The sequence below is a fragment of the Pseudovibrio sp. Tun.PSC04-5.I4 genome (assembly GCF_900104145.1).
In the GTDB taxonomy this organism is placed as follows: domain Bacteria; phylum Pseudomonadota; class Alphaproteobacteria; order Rhizobiales; family Stappiaceae; genus Pseudovibrio.
Window position 1 is genome coordinate 1606604 of record NZ_FNLB01000006.1, and the last position, 15939, is coordinate 1622542.

The 15939-nt window shown below is 47.8% G+C and carries 13 protein-coding genes and 1 tRNA gene; 5 read left to right on the plus strand and 9 right to left on the minus strand.

Annotation, left to right across the window (positions count from 1 at the left end; genetic code table 11):
* Positions 1 to 16 precede the first annotated feature (16 nt).
* Positions 17 to 1375, minus strand: coding sequence for a bifunctional UDP-N-acetylglucosamine diphosphorylase/glucosamine-1-phosphate N-acetyltransferase GlmU (gene glmU / locus BLS62_RS12495; protein ID WP_093181183.1), 1359 nt, complete (start codon positions 1373 to 1375; stop codon positions 17 to 19).
* A gap of 232 nt (positions 1376 to 1607) precedes the next feature.
* Here glmU and BLS62_RS12500 point away from each other — a divergent pair, with 232 nt between their 5' ends.
* Positions 1608 to 2612 carry an SPOR domain-containing protein gene (locus tag BLS62_RS12500; RefSeq protein WP_208990838.1) on the plus strand — a complete coding sequence of 335 codons (1005 nt, stop codon included), beginning with the start codon at positions 1608 to 1610 and terminating at the stop codon, positions 2610 to 2612.
* Between the two features lie 100 nt (positions 2613 to 2712).
* Positions 2713 to 3645, plus strand: coding sequence for a DMT family transporter (locus BLS62_RS12505; RefSeq protein WP_208990839.1), 933 nt, complete (start codon positions 2713 to 2715; stop codon positions 3643 to 3645).
* Positions 3646 to 3723: 78 nt separating this feature from the next.
* Here the strand turns inward: BLS62_RS12505 and BLS62_RS12510 are convergent, their stop codons facing one another.
* The 4 genes from BLS62_RS12510 to BLS62_RS12525 form a co-directional block, all read right to left on the minus strand.
* The gene (locus BLS62_RS12510) at positions 3724 to 4461 is read right to left on the minus strand and encodes a cytochrome c biogenesis CcdA family protein (RefSeq protein WP_093181190.1); all 738 of its coding nucleotides are present in this window, start codon (positions 4459 to 4461) and stop codon (positions 3724 to 3726) included.
* Positions 4462 to 4682: 221 nt separating this feature from the next.
* On the minus strand, positions 4683 to 5117 hold the full coding sequence (locus BLS62_RS12515) for a universal stress protein (protein ID WP_093181193.1): 435 nt from the start codon (positions 5115 to 5117) through the stop codon (positions 4683 to 4685).
* 42 nt (positions 5118 to 5159) lie between these two features.
* Positions 5160 to 7775 carry a TRAP transporter permease gene (locus BLS62_RS12520; protein WP_093181196.1) on the minus strand — a complete coding sequence of 872 codons (2616 nt, stop codon included), beginning with the start codon at positions 7773 to 7775 and terminating at the stop codon, positions 5160 to 5162.
* A gap of 129 nt (positions 7776 to 7904) precedes the next feature.
* Positions 7905 to 8864, minus strand: coding sequence for a TAXI family TRAP transporter solute-binding subunit (locus BLS62_RS12525; protein ID WP_093181199.1), 960 nt, complete (start codon positions 8862 to 8864; stop codon positions 7905 to 7907).
* 824 nt (positions 8865 to 9688) lie between these two features.
* Between BLS62_RS12525 and BLS62_RS12535 the strand changes: the two genes are divergently transcribed.
* Positions 9689 to 9764, plus strand: a tRNA-Lys gene (locus BLS62_RS12535).
* Between the two features lie 176 nt (positions 9765 to 9940).
* Here the strand turns inward: BLS62_RS12535 and BLS62_RS12540 are convergent.
* The 4 genes from BLS62_RS12540 to BLS62_RS12555 form a co-directional block, all read right to left on the minus strand.
* On the minus strand, positions 9941 to 10939 hold the full coding sequence (locus BLS62_RS12540; protein WP_093181205.1) for a DMT family transporter: 999 nt from the start codon (positions 10937 to 10939) through the stop codon (positions 9941 to 9943).
* Positions 10940 to 11107: 168 nt separating this feature from the next.
* Entirely contained in the window at positions 11108 to 11248 is a 141-nt protein-coding gene (locus tag BLS62_RS31350; RefSeq protein WP_200798509.1) for a hypothetical protein, read from the minus strand.
* Between the two features lie 396 nt (positions 11249 to 11644).
* Positions 11645 to 11938 (minus strand): hypothetical protein, encoded by a 294-nt coding sequence (locus tag BLS62_RS31355; protein ID WP_200798510.1) that lies wholly within the window; start codon positions 11936 to 11938, stop codon positions 11645 to 11647.
* A gap of 499 nt (positions 11939 to 12437) precedes the next feature.
* The gene (locus BLS62_RS12555; RefSeq protein WP_143521552.1) at positions 12438 to 13358 is read right to left on the minus strand and encodes a GAF domain-containing protein; all 921 of its coding nucleotides are present in this window, start codon (positions 13356 to 13358) and stop codon (positions 12438 to 12440) included.
* Between the two features lie 210 nt (positions 13359 to 13568).
* On the opposite strand from BLS62_RS12555, the gene BLS62_RS12560 reads away from it, so the two are divergent.
* Both BLS62_RS12560 and BLS62_RS12565 read left to right on the plus strand, forming a co-directional pair.
* On the plus strand, positions 13569 to 14363 hold the full coding sequence (locus BLS62_RS12560; RefSeq protein ID WP_093181214.1) for a FadR/GntR family transcriptional regulator: 795 nt from the start codon (positions 13569 to 13571) through the stop codon (positions 14361 to 14363).
* 134 nt (positions 14364 to 14497) lie between these two features.
* Positions 14498 to 15922 (plus strand): hypothetical protein, encoded by a 1425-nt coding sequence (locus BLS62_RS12565; protein WP_093181217.1) that lies wholly within the window; start codon positions 14498 to 14500, stop codon positions 15920 to 15922.
* Positions 15923 to 15939: the final 17 nt, after the last annotated feature.

Here is a 15939-nt window from a genome sequence, read left to right on the forward strand (position 1 = left end):
TATGAAATAATATTGCTTAGCTTTTTCTTGCGGCCTTTGCAGCGGCAAGCGTTTGACGCATTTTCGTGGCGCGGTTTTCTTTCACAACCTGCTTGCTTCGCCCAATCACCAGAGCATTCTCGGGGATATCAGAGGTCACAACAGAACCAGCAGCAACGAAGGCACCGTCACCAAGTTTCAGCGGTGCCACCAGCACGCTATTTGATCCGATAAAGCTCCCAGCACCAATGTCAGTATGATGCTTCATGTAACCATCGTAGTTACAGGTAATCGTCCCTGCGCCCACGTTGGATTTAGCACCAACACGCGCATCACCAATGTAAGACAAGTGATTGACTTTGGCACCAGCCTCAATCTGAGCATTTTTGATCTCAACAAAGTTACCGATGTGAGCGCCTTCACCAATCTTTGCACCGGGACGCAAACGTGCATAAGGACCGACCGTCGCATCAACGCAGACACTTGCGCTTTCAAGATGCGAGAAGGCTCGAATTCGAGCGCCACTGGCAATATGAACGCCGGGACCAAACACGACATTGGGCTCAACATAAACGTCCGGCTCCAGAACAGTATCATGTGAGAAATAAACGGTCTCCGGTGCCACAAGCGTAACACCGCTTTCCATAGCAGCGTCACGGCGGCGGGTCTGGAACACAGCCTCACAAGCAGAAAGCTGCTTGCGATTGTTAATGCCCTGAACCTCTTCCTCACTCGCAGTTTCAGCAACCACACGCAGGCCTTTCGCATGTGCAACTTCAACAGCATCAGTCAGATAATACTCGTTATTTGCATTCTCATTCTTGATGGCATTTACGAGGTCTTTTAAGGCCGAACCTTTGAACGCCATGATACCGGCGTTACATAAGGTGACTCTGCGCTCATCACTGGTTGCATCCTTTTCTTCACGGATAGCAACAAGTTCGCCGCCCTCTTCCAAAAGCCGACCGTAGCCGAATGGATTTTCAGTTTGAAAGCCAAGAACAACGACATCAGCGCCTTGCGAAAGGCGTTCACGAAGGCGGTTCAGGGTATCACAGGTAACAAGTGGCGTATCCCCAAACAGAACCAACACATGATCCGGCGCGGCCTTATATACATCTTCAGCGGCTTTCACCGCATGTGCTGTACCCAATCGTTCCATCTGTGTGTGGCATGTCGCACTGGGAGCTTGCTGAGCCACATGAGCTTCAAGCTTTGGCATATCCGGCCCAACCACGACAGCAACCTGTGTTGCTCCGGCCTCAGCCACAGAATTGAGAACATGCCCGACAAGAGGTAACCCACCAATTTCATGCAGCACTTTTGGCAAGGGCGAGCGCATCCGCGTCCCTAAGCCAGCAGCCAGAACAATTGCCAAACAAGTACGATCGGACATACAAACCCCTTGGGAAATTCCAAATAAATGAACAGACTGCAAATTGCACGAGTGCTATGTCATTTCAAAGGTGAACCATCTGCTTTCACCAAGAAATTCACCTTAGCCATCACAAGTGGAAATTTGAGGCCATTACATCTTTTTGGATTACATTTGTAGTTTGTTAACCATAAAAACTCCAAACTAGCTCAGATAATTATGGTTAGATTCGAATTTAGGGCGGATGGAAGCTTTGAGACTTCCTCACAAAATCAAAGAGTTAAGACAAGAGCCCAAAGCGCTACGTGAACGCGTTGCAGTTTTTGCATGGGCGATTTCTGCGCTTTCGTTTGTTGCTCTGGCCGCTTCTGCTATGCAAATGCCCAGTAATTTTGCAGCCCAGCCCTCGTATTTACCCCAATCAACACAGTTATTACCCACCTTTGGACCAGTAACCACAACGGCATCAATTACCTCGCAAAATACCCAAGGCGCTTTCCAAATTTATCCGGGAACATCAGGCGCAGCCGAATCAAAATCAGGGCAACAAACCAAGCAAGAGCTGCAAGTATTACGTAAGGAAGTGGTATCCCTACGCAGAACAATGCTCCGACTGACGGAACAGAACCGCCGCTTGTCTGATAAAATGGATGGTTTCGAGGTTACGCCAACCCCAGTCTCCACAAATGAGAAACCCGTAAGTAAGCCCGCGGTTGAGAGAGTGAACGTTAAACCATTTCAAAAAACTGTCACGCCAATCGAAACACTCCCAGCTCCTGAAGTAGCAAACCTACCCAAGCTGGAGGCACCTCTACCCGATGTCTCTCTGGCAGAGCTTTCAAAGATGCAACGTCAGGACGACGCAAAAGCGACCCTTCTTCCCAACGGAAAAACTCCACAAACCGTTGCATCCATCCCGCAAAGCCCAGCCTCTGTAGTATTGCCCGACTTTGACAGAACACCTGCAGCGGGAAAGCTCTCTCAGTCCGGATCTGGCCGTATTCTACGCACTTCATTTGCGGTTGATTTGGGCGAATATGGCAGTGTAAATGAGCTTGAGAACAACTGGAAAACCTTACAGCAGAAGAACCCGTCACTGCTCGGCGAGCTCTCCAGACAAATTTCCTCGCTGTCAGAAGAAGGCGATGAGCTTTACCAGCTAACAGCCGGTCCATTTTACAACGCTGCAGACACCGCTGTGGTCTGCGCAAGACTGGCACGAGAAAAAGTCAATTGCTCCCCTACCGTTTTCCAATAGGTTGAAGGCAACTTTTTACGCCTGACACGAGGCTGCTCTACCTCACACGCTGTGATCGGGAGAGCCCATTGCGTTCTGGCCACAACGGAATACAAATCGCGTGCCAAATACCAATGCCAATACAAAATGGGCATCCACCTATGCTCTGCTGTTCCTCATGCCAGTGTTCATGAGTTCAAATATCATCATTGCAAAACCAGCTATTTCACAAACAGAGCCCTGGACACTTGCATTCTTCAGGTGGGGTGTCGCCTCACTTATTCTACTACCCTTCATTATGAAGGACCTGAAGGCATCACTGCCGGTCATTAAGGCAAATCTAAAGCTTCTCTGCTTTATGGCGTTTCTAGCAATGTGGATTTGCGGCGCGATCGTTTATCTCGCCTTGCGGGAGACTTCCGCGACCAACGGCACCCTAATCTATTCCGCTGCACCCGCACTCATTCTGGCTCTCGAATGGATTTTCAGAGGTCGTGCAATTGCCCCCCGCGAGTTTGCTGGTATTTCCCTAGCCGTTATTGGTGTCTTCATCATCGTCACCAAAGGCTCACTCACGAACCTTCTCAGCCTGCAAATCAACAGCGGTGATCTTCTTTTTGCACTCTGCACGCTGAGCTGGGCAATCTATTCCGTACTCATCAAAAAGAGCCAGCTTCAAGCAATCCCCACGCTGCCGCTCTTCGGTGCCCTCGCAATTCTCGGAACAGTATTGCTAGCACCATTTGCAATCGCAGAAATGATCATCACAAAATCTGTTCCCGTCACATCAGACGCATGGCTTTCTATTGGCGGCGTGGCGCTCATAGCCTCCATTGCATCCTTCTCCACCTACCAATACAGCATTCGGGTTATCGGGCCCTCCATCGCAGGCATGTTCATGTACCTCATGACACCTTATGGCGTAGGCATGGCAGTTCTGTTTTTGGGAGAAAAGTTACAGCCATACCACTATCTCGGTTTCCTACCGATCATGACAGGTCTGCTGCTTGCAACGTTTCCAGTCAGCCTCTTTCGGAAAAAAGCGAGCACCTGATCAACGTTCGCGACCAGTAACAAACAAAAAGGCCGCTCTTAGGAGCGGCCTTTTTGTATTAATTCAATTTCGAATTCTCTAGCCAATTTGGGAAAACACCGGGAACGTTTCCAACAACCAGAATGAGAACGCTTGAATGTAACCAGTCAGGAAACCAACGCCGGTGAGCACAAGGAACGCACCCATCACCTTCTCAACAACACCCATATGTTTACGGAAGCGTACCATGAAGCCCATGAATGGCCCTGCAAACATCGCTGCAATCATAAACGGTACACCAATACCCAAAGAATAAGCAGCAAGCAGGATCACACCCTGATTAACAGAGGCCTGAGTACCAGCAATCAGCAGGATACTAGCAAGCACTGGACCGATGCATGGGGTCCAACCAAATCCAAAGGCAAGGCCCATTAGATATGCACCACCAAACCCGCCAGGCTTCTTGTCTATCTGAACGCGAGCTTCACGGTAAAGTAGAGGAATTTTAAATGCGCCGAGGAAGTGTAGGCCCATAACAATAATCATCGCACCAGCAAAATAGGCCAGATACTGCGAGTACTGCAGAACGAACTGCCCAAGGAAGGAGGCACTGGCTCCGAGTAAGACAAACACAGTCGAAAAACCGCCCACAAAACACATGGCGGCAATCATAACGCGATTGTTTTGCGCTACGCTCTTCTCGCTGGTAGTTACCTCTTCAATGGACAATCCAGCTATGTACCCGAGATAAGGTGGTACCAACGGCAAAACACAGGGCGAAACAAATGAGAGAATGCCCGCGAAAAATGCGCCCAAAAGCGTGATGTCTTGCAACATGTAGTCTTCCTAAGTCCGTTTGGGATGTGTCTGCTCCAAAGTCCCTCGACGCCTACGGGCGTACAAGACAGCTCTGTCATAACAGAACGACCAAGGCCTATATAAACAATTTCGCTGAAATTTGGATGCATTTCGTCAAACAGACAAGAAAAACTGCGACACAATTTGGTGAACGGCAAATAGGCAAAGGTCATTGCCGCTCACACCGAATCGAGCGATATCTAGTTATCGCGTACAACCAGAACTGACTGGTTGGCATGGCGCACGACACGCGCCGCATTTGGACCGAGAAGAAAATCCTTTAGCTCAGGACGATGGGAAGACAGAACAATTAGATCTGTGCCCAACTTATCCGCAGCTGAGGTAATCTCCTCATAGATGGTTCCGTGAGCAATATGCCCTTTCACATCCAGCTCTTCCTCAGGAAGTTGAGTATCCAAAAATTCTTCAAGAGCTTCACGGGTCCGCTCCAAAGCTTCGGTCTCAAATTCCTTGGCAAAAAACCCACCAACGATTGACTTGCCAAAATCAGGCAGAACAGTCACCACATGCAGCTGAGCTTTATAATGGCGCGCCAAATCCACAGCGACGGGAAGCGCAGTTTTCCAGCTACTTTCTTCGTTCAAGTCCAAAGGCAGCAAGATATTGGAGTACATTTCCCAGGTCCTCAATATTTGTAATTTTCTGTTGCAACCCGCTTAAAAAGCGGGTTGCGTTTGACGTCGGCGCTGAATCATAACAATCAGCAAAAGCAAGAGCAAAGCAGGTATGTAAAAGAGCTCCTTCGGCAACCGTTCTGCATCAACCTGAGCACTGACAATCACGACTGGAACATCGCCGTAAAAATCAAATCCCTGCAATTTTTCAGCAAACTTAGTACTCGGGAATGGCTCTTCCAGAGCAAGTGCCCCATCATTGCTAACAGCGACAAGACCAGATGCATTAAGCCGCGCTTCGCCTCCTTGTTCATCACCGATTACGAGTGCCAATGTAAGTGTTATGATCTTGTCCATATCATCAAAATCAGGTCCTGCGAGATTAAGACGCACCATATCACCTGCCGGCGCATCAGCAATCATTTGAACAATAGCAGGCCCTGCCGCGTCAACATAAGGCTCCTGTATCTGATCGAGCCAGAAACCTGGACGGAACAGCGTAAACGCGATCAACAACAGCGTCACAGACTCCCAAAGTTTGGACCGGGCAAAGAAATAGCCCTGTGTCGCCGCAGCAAACAACATCATCGCAACAACCGATACGATAAAGACAAAGATTGCCTGCATCAGACCCACATCAATTAACAACAGATCTGTGTTGAAGATGAACAGGAACGGCAACGCCGCCGTCCGCATGGAATAGATGAAGCCCTGAACACCCGTTTTAATTGGATCACCACGACTGATGGCAGCAGCTGCGAAGGCCGCCAACCCCACAGGCGGCGTCACATCCGCCATAATGCCGAAGTAGAAGACAAAGAAGTGAACAGCAATCAACGGAACGATAAAGCCAGTCTGCTCACCAAGGTCCACAACAACCAGCGCCATCAAAGAGGACACTACAAGATAGTTAGCAGTGGTTGGCAGCCCCATACCGAGGATCAAACTCATCACCGCCACAAGGAACAGCATTAAGAGCAAATTACCGCCGGACAAGAACTCAACCAGTGCAGCAATCATCTGATGCATACCAGTCAAAGACACGGTACCAACAATGATACCTGCAGCTGCAGTCGCAACAGCAATACCGATCATGTTGCGTGCACCACCAATCATGCCTTCGGTAAAATCAACGACACCCTGCCCAAATTGACCAGCTTGTGTTTGCGTACGGAAATACGCCTTCAAAGGATGTTGAGTAACAACGATAAAGACCATCGCCATAGTTGCGTAAAACGCTGAGAGCGAAGGAGAAAAACGCTCAACGAGAATGCACCAGATCAGAACAACAATCGGTAAGATGTAATAGTAGCCAGTACGACCAACATCACCAGCAGCTGGCAATTCCTTAATAGGAGCATTGGGATCATCAACTTCCAGATCCGGCACCTGAGCAGCAACATAAGCCAGATAAAGATAGCCCACTACAAACAGAAGCAACACAACTGGGAAAGTCAGCGCAGGCATTGCAACCTTTATCCAGCCAAGTCCGTAATAAACAGCCAAGCCAAGCACTGTGATGCCAATAAAGCCTGTCAACACACCAATCAAACGACGGATAACCGTCATATGAACAGGCGGTTTTGGCAAACCTTTGAGGTTCATCTTAAGTGCTTCAAGGTGCACGATGTACACCAGCGCGATGTAAGAGATTACTGCTGGAATAAACGCATGAATCACCACTTGTTGGTAGCTTACGCCCGTAAATTCAGCAATGAGGAACGCAGCAGCACCCATAACGGGCGGCATCAACTGACCATTCACTGAAGACGCGACTTCAACAGCGCCAGCCTTCTCAGCCGGGAAGCCGGTGCGCTTCATAAGCGGAATAGTAAAGGTACCTGTGGTCACCACATTTGCAATGGAAGAGCCTGAGTAGAGGCCACTCATTGCAGATGCCAGCACAGCCGCCTTAGCCGGGCCACCACGCAAGTGACCAAGCAGCGAAAACGCAGCTTTGATAAAGTAGTTCCCTGCCCCAGCCTTCTCAAGCAAAGAGCCGAAGAGCACAAACAGGAAGATCATAGATGAGGAGACACCAACGGCAACACCAAAGACACCTTCAAGCTGCATCCAATAGTGCCACATAGCTTTCCCGTAGGAAGCACCGCGCCATTGAACAACCTCAGGCAAAAACGGCGAATTGCCAAACATTGCGTAGGCAAGGAACACGACAGCAACAACAACCAGCGGCAAACCAAGCGAACGGTAAACAGCAATCGCAAGCACACTCAGGCCAGTTGTGGATACAATAAGATCCATCTGAGTTGGCAGACCGGCGCGATCAGCAATTTCACTGCGCATAAAGACGAGATAAAGACAGGCAGCAGCCCCTAAAAACGCGAGAACCCAGTCATACCAAGGAATTGTATGACGAGGAGAACGAGAGAATAACGGATAGGCAAACGCAGCTAAAACAAGCCCGAATGCAACATGGATAAACCGAACCTCCGAATTATTGAAGATGAGATTTATACCAGTCATGTCGTACAGCCAAAACGGGACGTTTGACGCGACATAGAGCTGGAAAGCTGACCAGATAAAAGCAATGGCCGCAATCATTGTGCCCAAATTTCCAGAGAGACTCCGCGCACCGGTGTCTGCCTGAGCGACCAACTCTTGCGCATCAACTTGCGCTTTGTGGCGTTCTGGACTCATTAGCTCCCCCAAAAAACAGTTCACCCTTTGCCTTTATCTGCAAAGGCAAAGCAAAAAACCTACCAAATTTCATAGAAAATCAAAAATGCGGGACAAGCGATGCCCCGCATTGAAAAAACAAAGGTCAGATTACATCCAGCCGCGTTCTTTGTAGTACTTCACCGCACCGTCATGCAGAGGAGCTGTCAAGGAATCCTTGATCATCTCTTCTTCTTTCAGGTTTTTAAATGCTGGGTGCAGCCTTTTAAAGTCGTCAAAGTTTTCAAAGACGGCCTTAACGAGGATGTAAACAACATCATCAGGAACAGCTGCGGAAGACACGAATGTCGCGCCTACACCAAATGTATTGATGTCTTCTGCGTTGTTGTACATGCCAGCAGGAATTGTCGCCTTGCGGTAGAAAGAGTACTTGTCTACCAGATCATCAATTGCCTTGCCTTCAACATTCACCAGCTGCGCATCACAGGTGCTCACAGTTTCCTGTGTAGATGCAGATGGGTGGCCAACAAGCCAGTAGTAAGCGTCAATCTTGCCATCACACAGAGCAGAACCTGCTTCAGCGGACTTTAGCTCAGTAGCCAGAGCAAGATCTTTTTTCGCAACAACGCCTTCCTGCTCAAGCAGTTTCCATGTGGCGTACTGGCCAGAGCCCGGGTTACCGATATTGAGCTTCTTGCCTTTCAGATCCGTGTAATTTTTGATACCGGAACTTTTGCTTGCAAGCATTGTAACGGGCTCAGCATGTACGGAGAATACAGCACGCAGATCAGTGAAAGGCTTACCTTCCCACTGGGACCGGCCTTCGTACGCGTTAGCCTGAACGTCAGACTGCGCAACACCGAATTCCAGCTCACCATTTTGAATGGTGTTGATGTTGTAAACGGAACCACCAGTGGATTCTACAGAACAACGAATGCCATGCTCTTTACGGGTTTTGTTAACAAGACGACAGATCGCACCACCGGTTGGGTAGTACACACCAGTTACGCCACCAGTACCGATGGACACAAAACGGGTTTCTGCCGAAGCTCCAGTTGCGACACTAGCCGCCAAGAGCGCAGCTCCAACTGCAACACTGCTAAGTTTCATACAAACCTCCACTTTAGTTGTAATTGCGCGACACCGTAGACCACGACATCACGAAAAAGAAATCTTGGCACTTAACCATCAGACACGCTTAGCATCCCACTGGCACAGAATGAATAATGCCAAAAGCGGTGAATTACGTACACACCAAATACCAAAATTACCAGTAAACTCTCACGATATCCTAATTGGCCCAGGTAACCTCGTTTTTTATTCAAGCAATTGATATTATATGGCTAATCGAAAATATATCGATTTCGCCAACAAGGAAAGACCCACAGGTATTTCGCGGTAAAACACCTAAAATTGGGAAGCAAAGCACCGGCTAACCCCCAAAATTTATTAAAATAGTATACTAAGGTATCACGTTTTCTGTGAAGTATCACCAAGATTGTTCTATACTTACTCTACGTTTTTTACCTAATTATTCAACGGAACTTTGAATGGCCGAACAAGCCTCTTGAAATAGAACACTCCCAATATAGGAACTTTCCATCCTTTCAGGTGTGCAATCTTACGAAGAATATCTGCGGTCAGCTGTTTGACGCGACTTTCGTATTTAGCAACAGATGAGAGCTGATTTTCGCCAACTGAGATTAAGCCAGACGAAATTGAATTATTTCGCTTTCTCATCTCACTTAATGGCCAGCTTCATTCAGAACCAGCCCCTTGGCTTAGTATGAGATAAAGAAGTCACCTAAAATCAGCTGGCCCAAAATAAAGAAAAATATGCCTCTGTGTGGAAAATAGAAAAAAGGCACTTGCGCTAAGCTCCTGCAATCCTTAGAAGACCCCTCACAGGCAGCGACCAAACCAGACGCTGCTGTGAGCCTGTAGCTCAGCTGGTAGAGCAACTGACTTTTAATCAGTAGGTCCACGGTTCGAAACCGTGCGGGCTCACCATTTAACCTCATGGTACCTAAAGAGGTTTTGCGAAGCTCCCTTTCGGGAGCTTTTGGGCTTTGTGTCAGCACTATGTAAGCAAATAAGAGCGTTTGTAAGCAACATTTTGCCTCTCACGACCCCTCCAGTTACCTTTTCAAATTAATACTGAAAAGCTGTTGATGTCGTCATAGCCGTCAACAAACAGGCATTCTGTGAGGTTTGACGCAACTCAAGCTGTCAGAGGACCGCCAAAGCCCGTCAGAGTTCAATTGCAACTTCTCCGTATTTGGAAAAATCGTTTGTTGCCGTCTCTTTTTCCCATTCACCAACACCACTCCGAGAAGGCAAAGCCCAAGCCCTACTCCAACAATCAAATCAATCTGCTCTCCAAGAATGAAAAATCCCAGCAAGACACCTACGCCTGCACGCAAATAAGCTTGACTAGCAACACCCAAGGCACCAAGCGTTCTCACAAGTCGAAAATATAAAATCAGCGCAACACCAGTGCAGAGCGATCCAAGAACCAAAACAGACAAAAGCGCTTCCATCGAAGGGCGCAACTCCCACGGCTGCTCCACCATGAGGCTCGACGGGATAAGGAACAGACAAGCCCAAATCATTGTTCCACTCGCGACCACGACCGGTGATAAGTGAGAGAACCGCTTACCATAAACAGCTGCACAACCATATAAGAATGCACCAACCAAAGCGGCGAACTGGCCTGCAACCTGATCCCCCAACCCTTCCAAAGCATTAAAACCTATAATAAGAACAACACCTAATAGACCTACTAAAGCACCCAAAATTTGCAAAGGTGCTACACTCAACCTCGAAGAACGACATAACAAGATCAAGATAACAAAGAGCGGTGACGTTGAATTCAATACACTCGCCATCCCACTATCTATACGTTGCTGCCCCCACGCCAGCACAGTCCAAGCCAAAATGCTATTGAAACAAGCTTGTATCAGAAGGTACCGCCAGACCTTTAGATCTCTCGGCAATTTCTCCCTTCGCAGCACCAAAATGCCTGCAAGAAAAACTGCCGCAATCAAAACGCGCCCCGCGATGAGAGTCACAGGCGGTATTTCCTGCACGGCTACTCTGATGAGTAAATAAGAAGAGCCCCAAAGAAACGCGAGGACACCAAGAAGTACATATTCGAACCAAAATTTTGAGCCAGCATCATTCATAGATAGACCTCCCAGAAACTTGAGGAAGCCTAGCACTCTTAGTCACTCCAATAATTCAATCTTGATCGAACTATACAACCTGCTGTTTAGATCAAAAATGGCCTGAGAAGCATAGCGCTTCCCAAGCCAGAATATTCCGTGAGAGGCAATGCCCCTCTTCATTCCGTGTTATTCTGTTTTGGAGACTTCCAGCGCGCAAGGTTCGAGCAGCTCGGATATCTTCTCGCTACTTCCCTGCACATCTTCAATGTGATTGCGCACAGTATCAAACAGCGTCAGCAACGCTTCATATTCCTGTGTGTGTTCCATGCGTTCACTCAGGACCACGCTCATGGAATAGACTAGATTTTTGAGGTGGTTGGCTGAGCTGTCAATCAGAAAAGTGAATTGTTCAATGAATACAACCATTGGATGGGACAAAGAAACAAAGTAAGAGCAGAACAACAACACGAACATAAACATCAAGGCTTAGCGAAAACTACCCAGGCGCTTGCACCTCCCTCACGAACTACCCATAGGACAACGAAAAGCTTGAAAGGACCCGCGATTTCTGGAGCAGCCTTAAAGCATAGATCACCTCCAGATTCACTTTCTCAACATTGCAAATACTAGCGCTCAAAGCAGCCGGCACAGCTCCGACCATAGCCGGCTTCTTCTGCTCTCAGTTCTGCCAGATTAACTTTTCCAGCTGGCGGTGCACCGCATCTATCCGTTTAAGGCGAACCGATAATGCACGCTCTGCCAGTTCAGCTCGCTTCGTGAGTTTTGGAATACAATTGAGAAGCACAAGTCGAACAGATTGGAACCAATAGGCATCCTCAGTCGGCAAATGGCATCAGACAACCAACTTTCCATTTTAGAAACATTATCGAAGTTAAGTACATGCCCGTTTTGCGCCATCGCCATAAGGTCGTGCTCATCCTTGGGAAGGCGAGGACGCGGAAACTGCGCCGGAATACCAAGGTGGCTAAACGGTTTTTCAAGAATCTGATCAAGCAATTCGGTGAACCGCAGGCCGTCGTGACGAATAAATTGCTGGGTATAGCAAACCGCCCAGATTTTAGCATCTGATGCAGGTCACCGAGCACACAAGGGTTTAAACAACAGGATCGAAACCTCTCACCGACCGACGAGAAAGCGGGAGATGATATTGGGACGGTTCAAGCCGTCCGGCAAGTACAACGGTTCTTTTCCGCCCACGGTCAGATCAACACAATCTTCAGTCCCCGCCATATAAATTTCTCTCTCATTCCTACCGCCACGCAAGGGCTAATGCTTTTGCCTTTTGGCAGATTATACAGCCGAAATGATGATCTGAAACTTGATTGAACGAGACCTTTGCAATTCACCTCAAACAACTTGGCAATGCCAATTTACGATATCAGGCAAAACGCAGGCTCAATATCGTGGAAATTATGGATAAGAAGCTGACTAACATTTGGCAGCGTTTGTATATAGTCTTTGAGCATCCAAATGTGAAACCCAGCACTCGCCCAGATCAGTCCAGTTTTTTGAGTGCAGCAGAAAATGGTTTTGCAAGAATTTGGAAGTGGTTGATTTGTGCCTCCGAGAAGCGGTTGGGATCATTTGCACAAACAATGAACACACCAGTTATCAGGCCTTCATCGTAAATCGGTAAAGCCAAATAAGACCGAACCCGGTTTGGGACAAACAAAGCCCAGTCGATCGGTTTCAGGCTCTCCATTGTATCCTCGACAATCATGTATTCCATATTGAAGGTAATCATGGCTTCAGCAATGGTGCCTTCAAACGAGAAGATCTCTCCTTGAGTTCTTTCCTCAAACGCCGAGCCCGCATAGTAAACTGCGACCTGCTCCTTCTCAGCCATTACATGAGAGAACATTACGGCCTGAAACTCAGGCGCAGTCTGGCTTTCGTTAATAATCGCGAGCATTGCCGGAACAGATGTTTGCTTTCCAAGCCTCCGGGTTAGAGCAGAGGTCTTCCTGCTAGAGGATTGCTCTTTCCTGACCTCTGCACTTTCCAATTTAGCAATCAGAGGTTTTCGATTTGCATCTCCCAGAATGTCATCAACGCATGTCAGGTGGCCAAAAATCTTCAGTTCTTCATCATTCTGGATCTCTCCAGTGATTTTAAACCATTTCATTGCGCCTGTTCTGTCAGGTAATCGAAAGACGGCATTGGCATACTGCCCAAGCTGCAACGAGTGCATCGCATTATTTAGCTCCGGTAGGTCTTCCGGCAGCAAAAGTTCTTTTCTTCGATTTGGGTTTTTCAAAAGCTCAACCAGATCAAACGGATAATCGCTCCATCCAGACTCGAAAACCGCTGCGATGCGCTGCTTATGTAAATCTATTTCCCACAACAACACTGGGGAAGAACCAAAGTATTTGTAAATATCACTTTGGGGCGCTTGCACTTCTCTAAATCTTTGCATCTTCACAATCTGCTTTTCTTCTTATTACTATTTGTGCGGCAAAATAAAATTCTTGTCTAGTCAAATAAAACACATACGAATTTACTTTAGAAAAACTCAAATATGCCTATGTAATGCGCACTACTTATTTCATTTGGTACTACCAAATATATAGTAACACATGTGATTTGCTTTGAATTTCTTAGATTCGGCAAGAAAAATGGACACATTGTGAAAGTGGTAGAACCAAAATACTCAAATGTGAAGCAAGCAAGCAAAGAAGCTAGCCTGGACAGCATCATTCGAGAAATGATCGCTGAAGGTCGCTGGAGTATGGGTGAACGTTTACCGTCAGAACGCGTTCTATCTGCTGAACTTAAGGTGAGCCGCAATACGCTTCGCAATGTACTGAAATGTCTCGAAGCAAATGGGCTCCTTGAAATACGAAAGAGCAGCGGTTGTTACATTTCCTCAACTAAACCTGAGGAAAGCAAAATTCAGCGCGAAAGCGCCGCCCCTCACCAGGAGATCATGGCGAAATACGAAGCTGGGCTCCTCGTGTTGCCGGGAATTTTTGCAGCCGCAGCATTAAAAGTAAAACCAGAAGACTTGCAAGAACTGGAAGTGTGTACGGGAGCTTTAGGCCAGTCCATTCTTGAGAGAGACTGGGAAGACCTGATGGCGCACTCACTGGAGTTTCCACTCATAGTCGTGCGCTGCCTCAACAACAGCGTTGTAAGTGAGATCATTCGCGAGCTTTGCGAAAGTGCTTATGTTTTCGTTCCCCATCTCTCCCGCTCACAAGAAGCTTCACGGAAAAGTCTGTTCACGGATTTCGTTATGGTTCTCAAAGCGTTGCGCAAGGGTGATCCTGCCCTAGCCCGCATCGCCGTTAAGAGAAAAATCATCAACGCAGCCCACGCGCTTACAAGTGTGACGGGAGTACCACTAACGCCAATTCTTGTTGCAGCTCATGAAGAGCTCAGCAAGCTAGAAGGAGATACCTCGATAGGCGCAACTGCCTGAGGTGAATCCAAAAACCAGCTGAATGCGCAACCGTCCGTCAAAACGCAACGCACTCAACTGGTCAGGTGGGGCAAAACAGCCTCTGGCCCCCAATTCAATATTCCAGAGGCAATAGCCGTTGCTTGGAGGCAACTATGGAACGGTATGGAGTAGGGTTCCTTGCGGAACGTAAACTCGTCAAACGCTCGCCCGGGATTATTCCCGGTGTAGTGAGCCTTATCCTAATTCTTGCAGTATTTTATGCAAGTTGGTGGATATTTCAAGATCCACGCGGTCTAATGCGTATGTATACCCCTTATGTTGGGTACATGTATTGCCGCTGGTGGCTCATTATGATGATCTGGATGGTTTACATCTTTGATTTTTGGCCATTCAAACGAACATGGTTGGAAAATTCACATCCGGTCCTGAAAGGTATGGTGCTTACCGCAGTCTCAGTTTTGATTCTGGTCACGTTGATCAAGGGCTTTTTCGAAGGCTTTCTGGGCAACTACGGTATAGCTTACTTCAACCCTGAACAGCTTGAAAAACTTCCTGGAATTACCTCATTTTTCGCTATTGAGTATTCCAGTCTTGCCATTTTGATGTTTGCAGCAATCGCGTCCTGGATCTCTCCAGCATGGGTCGTTGCACTCGAAAATGCGCCTTGGGGGAAGCTCTCTCAACCGGTTCGTGGCATTACGATTTTGCTGGTCACATTCTTCCTGTCGACCATCGTTTACTTCGTAACCATGCACTCTCATATGGGTATTCTTTACCAGCCTTGGCAGTACTTCACCTCCATCGCTCCACCCTATTGGGAAACGTTTGCTGATACAGTTTCCGGTAACTTCCACATCTCTTGGATTATGTGCTGTACCGTTGTTGTGTGGCTCGTTGAAACAATTTGGGAACGTTACCCGTTCAACTTGATCAGGAATAACGTTGCACGCCGTTTGGCATTGTTCTTCGGCATCATCGTAATCGCGTTTGCACTTCACTTCTTCTTGTACTTCGCGCAGGAACTCACATGGGGTGAAGCTGTACGCGGAACACGCCGTGAGTTTTCACCGGACTGGCGTTGGCTGCATGTTGGTGAGATGGCAATCTTCTGGCTCGTTCCAGCTTTGGTTCTGACCTTCTACTTCGATAATTGGCCACGCAAATATTCGATGCCAGTAAATGTAGCAGCCAGAACAGTGATTTCACTGGTCGGTGCCTGCTGCCTTTACATTGTCTACTACAAAACTTCACATCTATTCCTGGGGACGCAGAAAGGGTTCTCTCATCCGCAGCAGTTCCCAATGATTCCAATGATTTGGCTGGTTAATATCATGCTGGTCCACCACTGGTTCATGGACAATTGGCCAATGTGGAAGATGGTCCCCAAAACAACGAAGGAAGTAGACAGCGAACGGGCGGAATATGCTCAAAAACTGGCAGCCGAAAAACCAACCGCCAGCTACGGCTACGGCATTGGTGCAGGCGTTGTCGCTGGTGTTGCCGCTGGTGTTGCCGTTTACTTCGTCGTCGTAGGGCTACTTCCAGTCGTCTACTCATCCATCAACATAATCAACTAATTCGAGGATTCCAGGAG

Bases quoted from the DNA above. Each gene is read 5' to 3' on its own strand.
- BLS62_RS12555 (WP_143521552.1), bottom strand. From the start codon at position 13,358: ATGCAAAGATTTAGAGAAGTGCAAGCGCCCCAAAGTGATATTTACAAA.
- BLS62_RS12510 (WP_093181190.1), bottom strand. From the start codon at position 4,461: ATGTTGCAAGACATCACGCTTTTGGGCGCATTTTTCGCGGGCATTCTC.
- BLS62_RS12540 (WP_093181205.1), bottom strand. From the start codon at position 10,939: ATGAATGATGCTGGCTCAAAATTTTGGTTCGAATATGTACTTCTTGGT.
- BLS62_RS31350 (WP_200798509.1), bottom strand. From the start codon at position 11,248: ATGGAACACACACAGGAATATGAAGCGTTGCTGACGCTGTTTGATACT.
- BLS62_RS12525 (WP_093181199.1), bottom strand. From the start codon at position 8,864: ATGAAACTTAGCAGTGTTGCAGTTGGAGCTGCGCTCTTGGCGGCTAGT.
- BLS62_RS12565 (WP_093181217.1), top strand. From the start codon at position 14,498: ATGGAACGGTATGGAGTAGGGTTCCTTGCGGAACGTAAACTCGTCAAA.
- BLS62_RS12520 (WP_093181196.1), bottom strand. From the start codon at position 7,775: ATGAGTCCAGAACGCCACAAAGCGCAAGTTGATGCGCAAGAGTTGGTC.
- BLS62_RS12515 (WP_093181193.1), bottom strand. From the start codon at position 5,117: ATGTACTCCAATATCTTGCTGCCTTTGGACTTGAACGAAGAAAGTAGC.
- glmU (WP_093181183.1), bottom strand. From the start codon at position 1,375: ATGTCCGATCGTACTTGTTTGGCAATTGTTCTGGCTGCTGGCTTAGGG.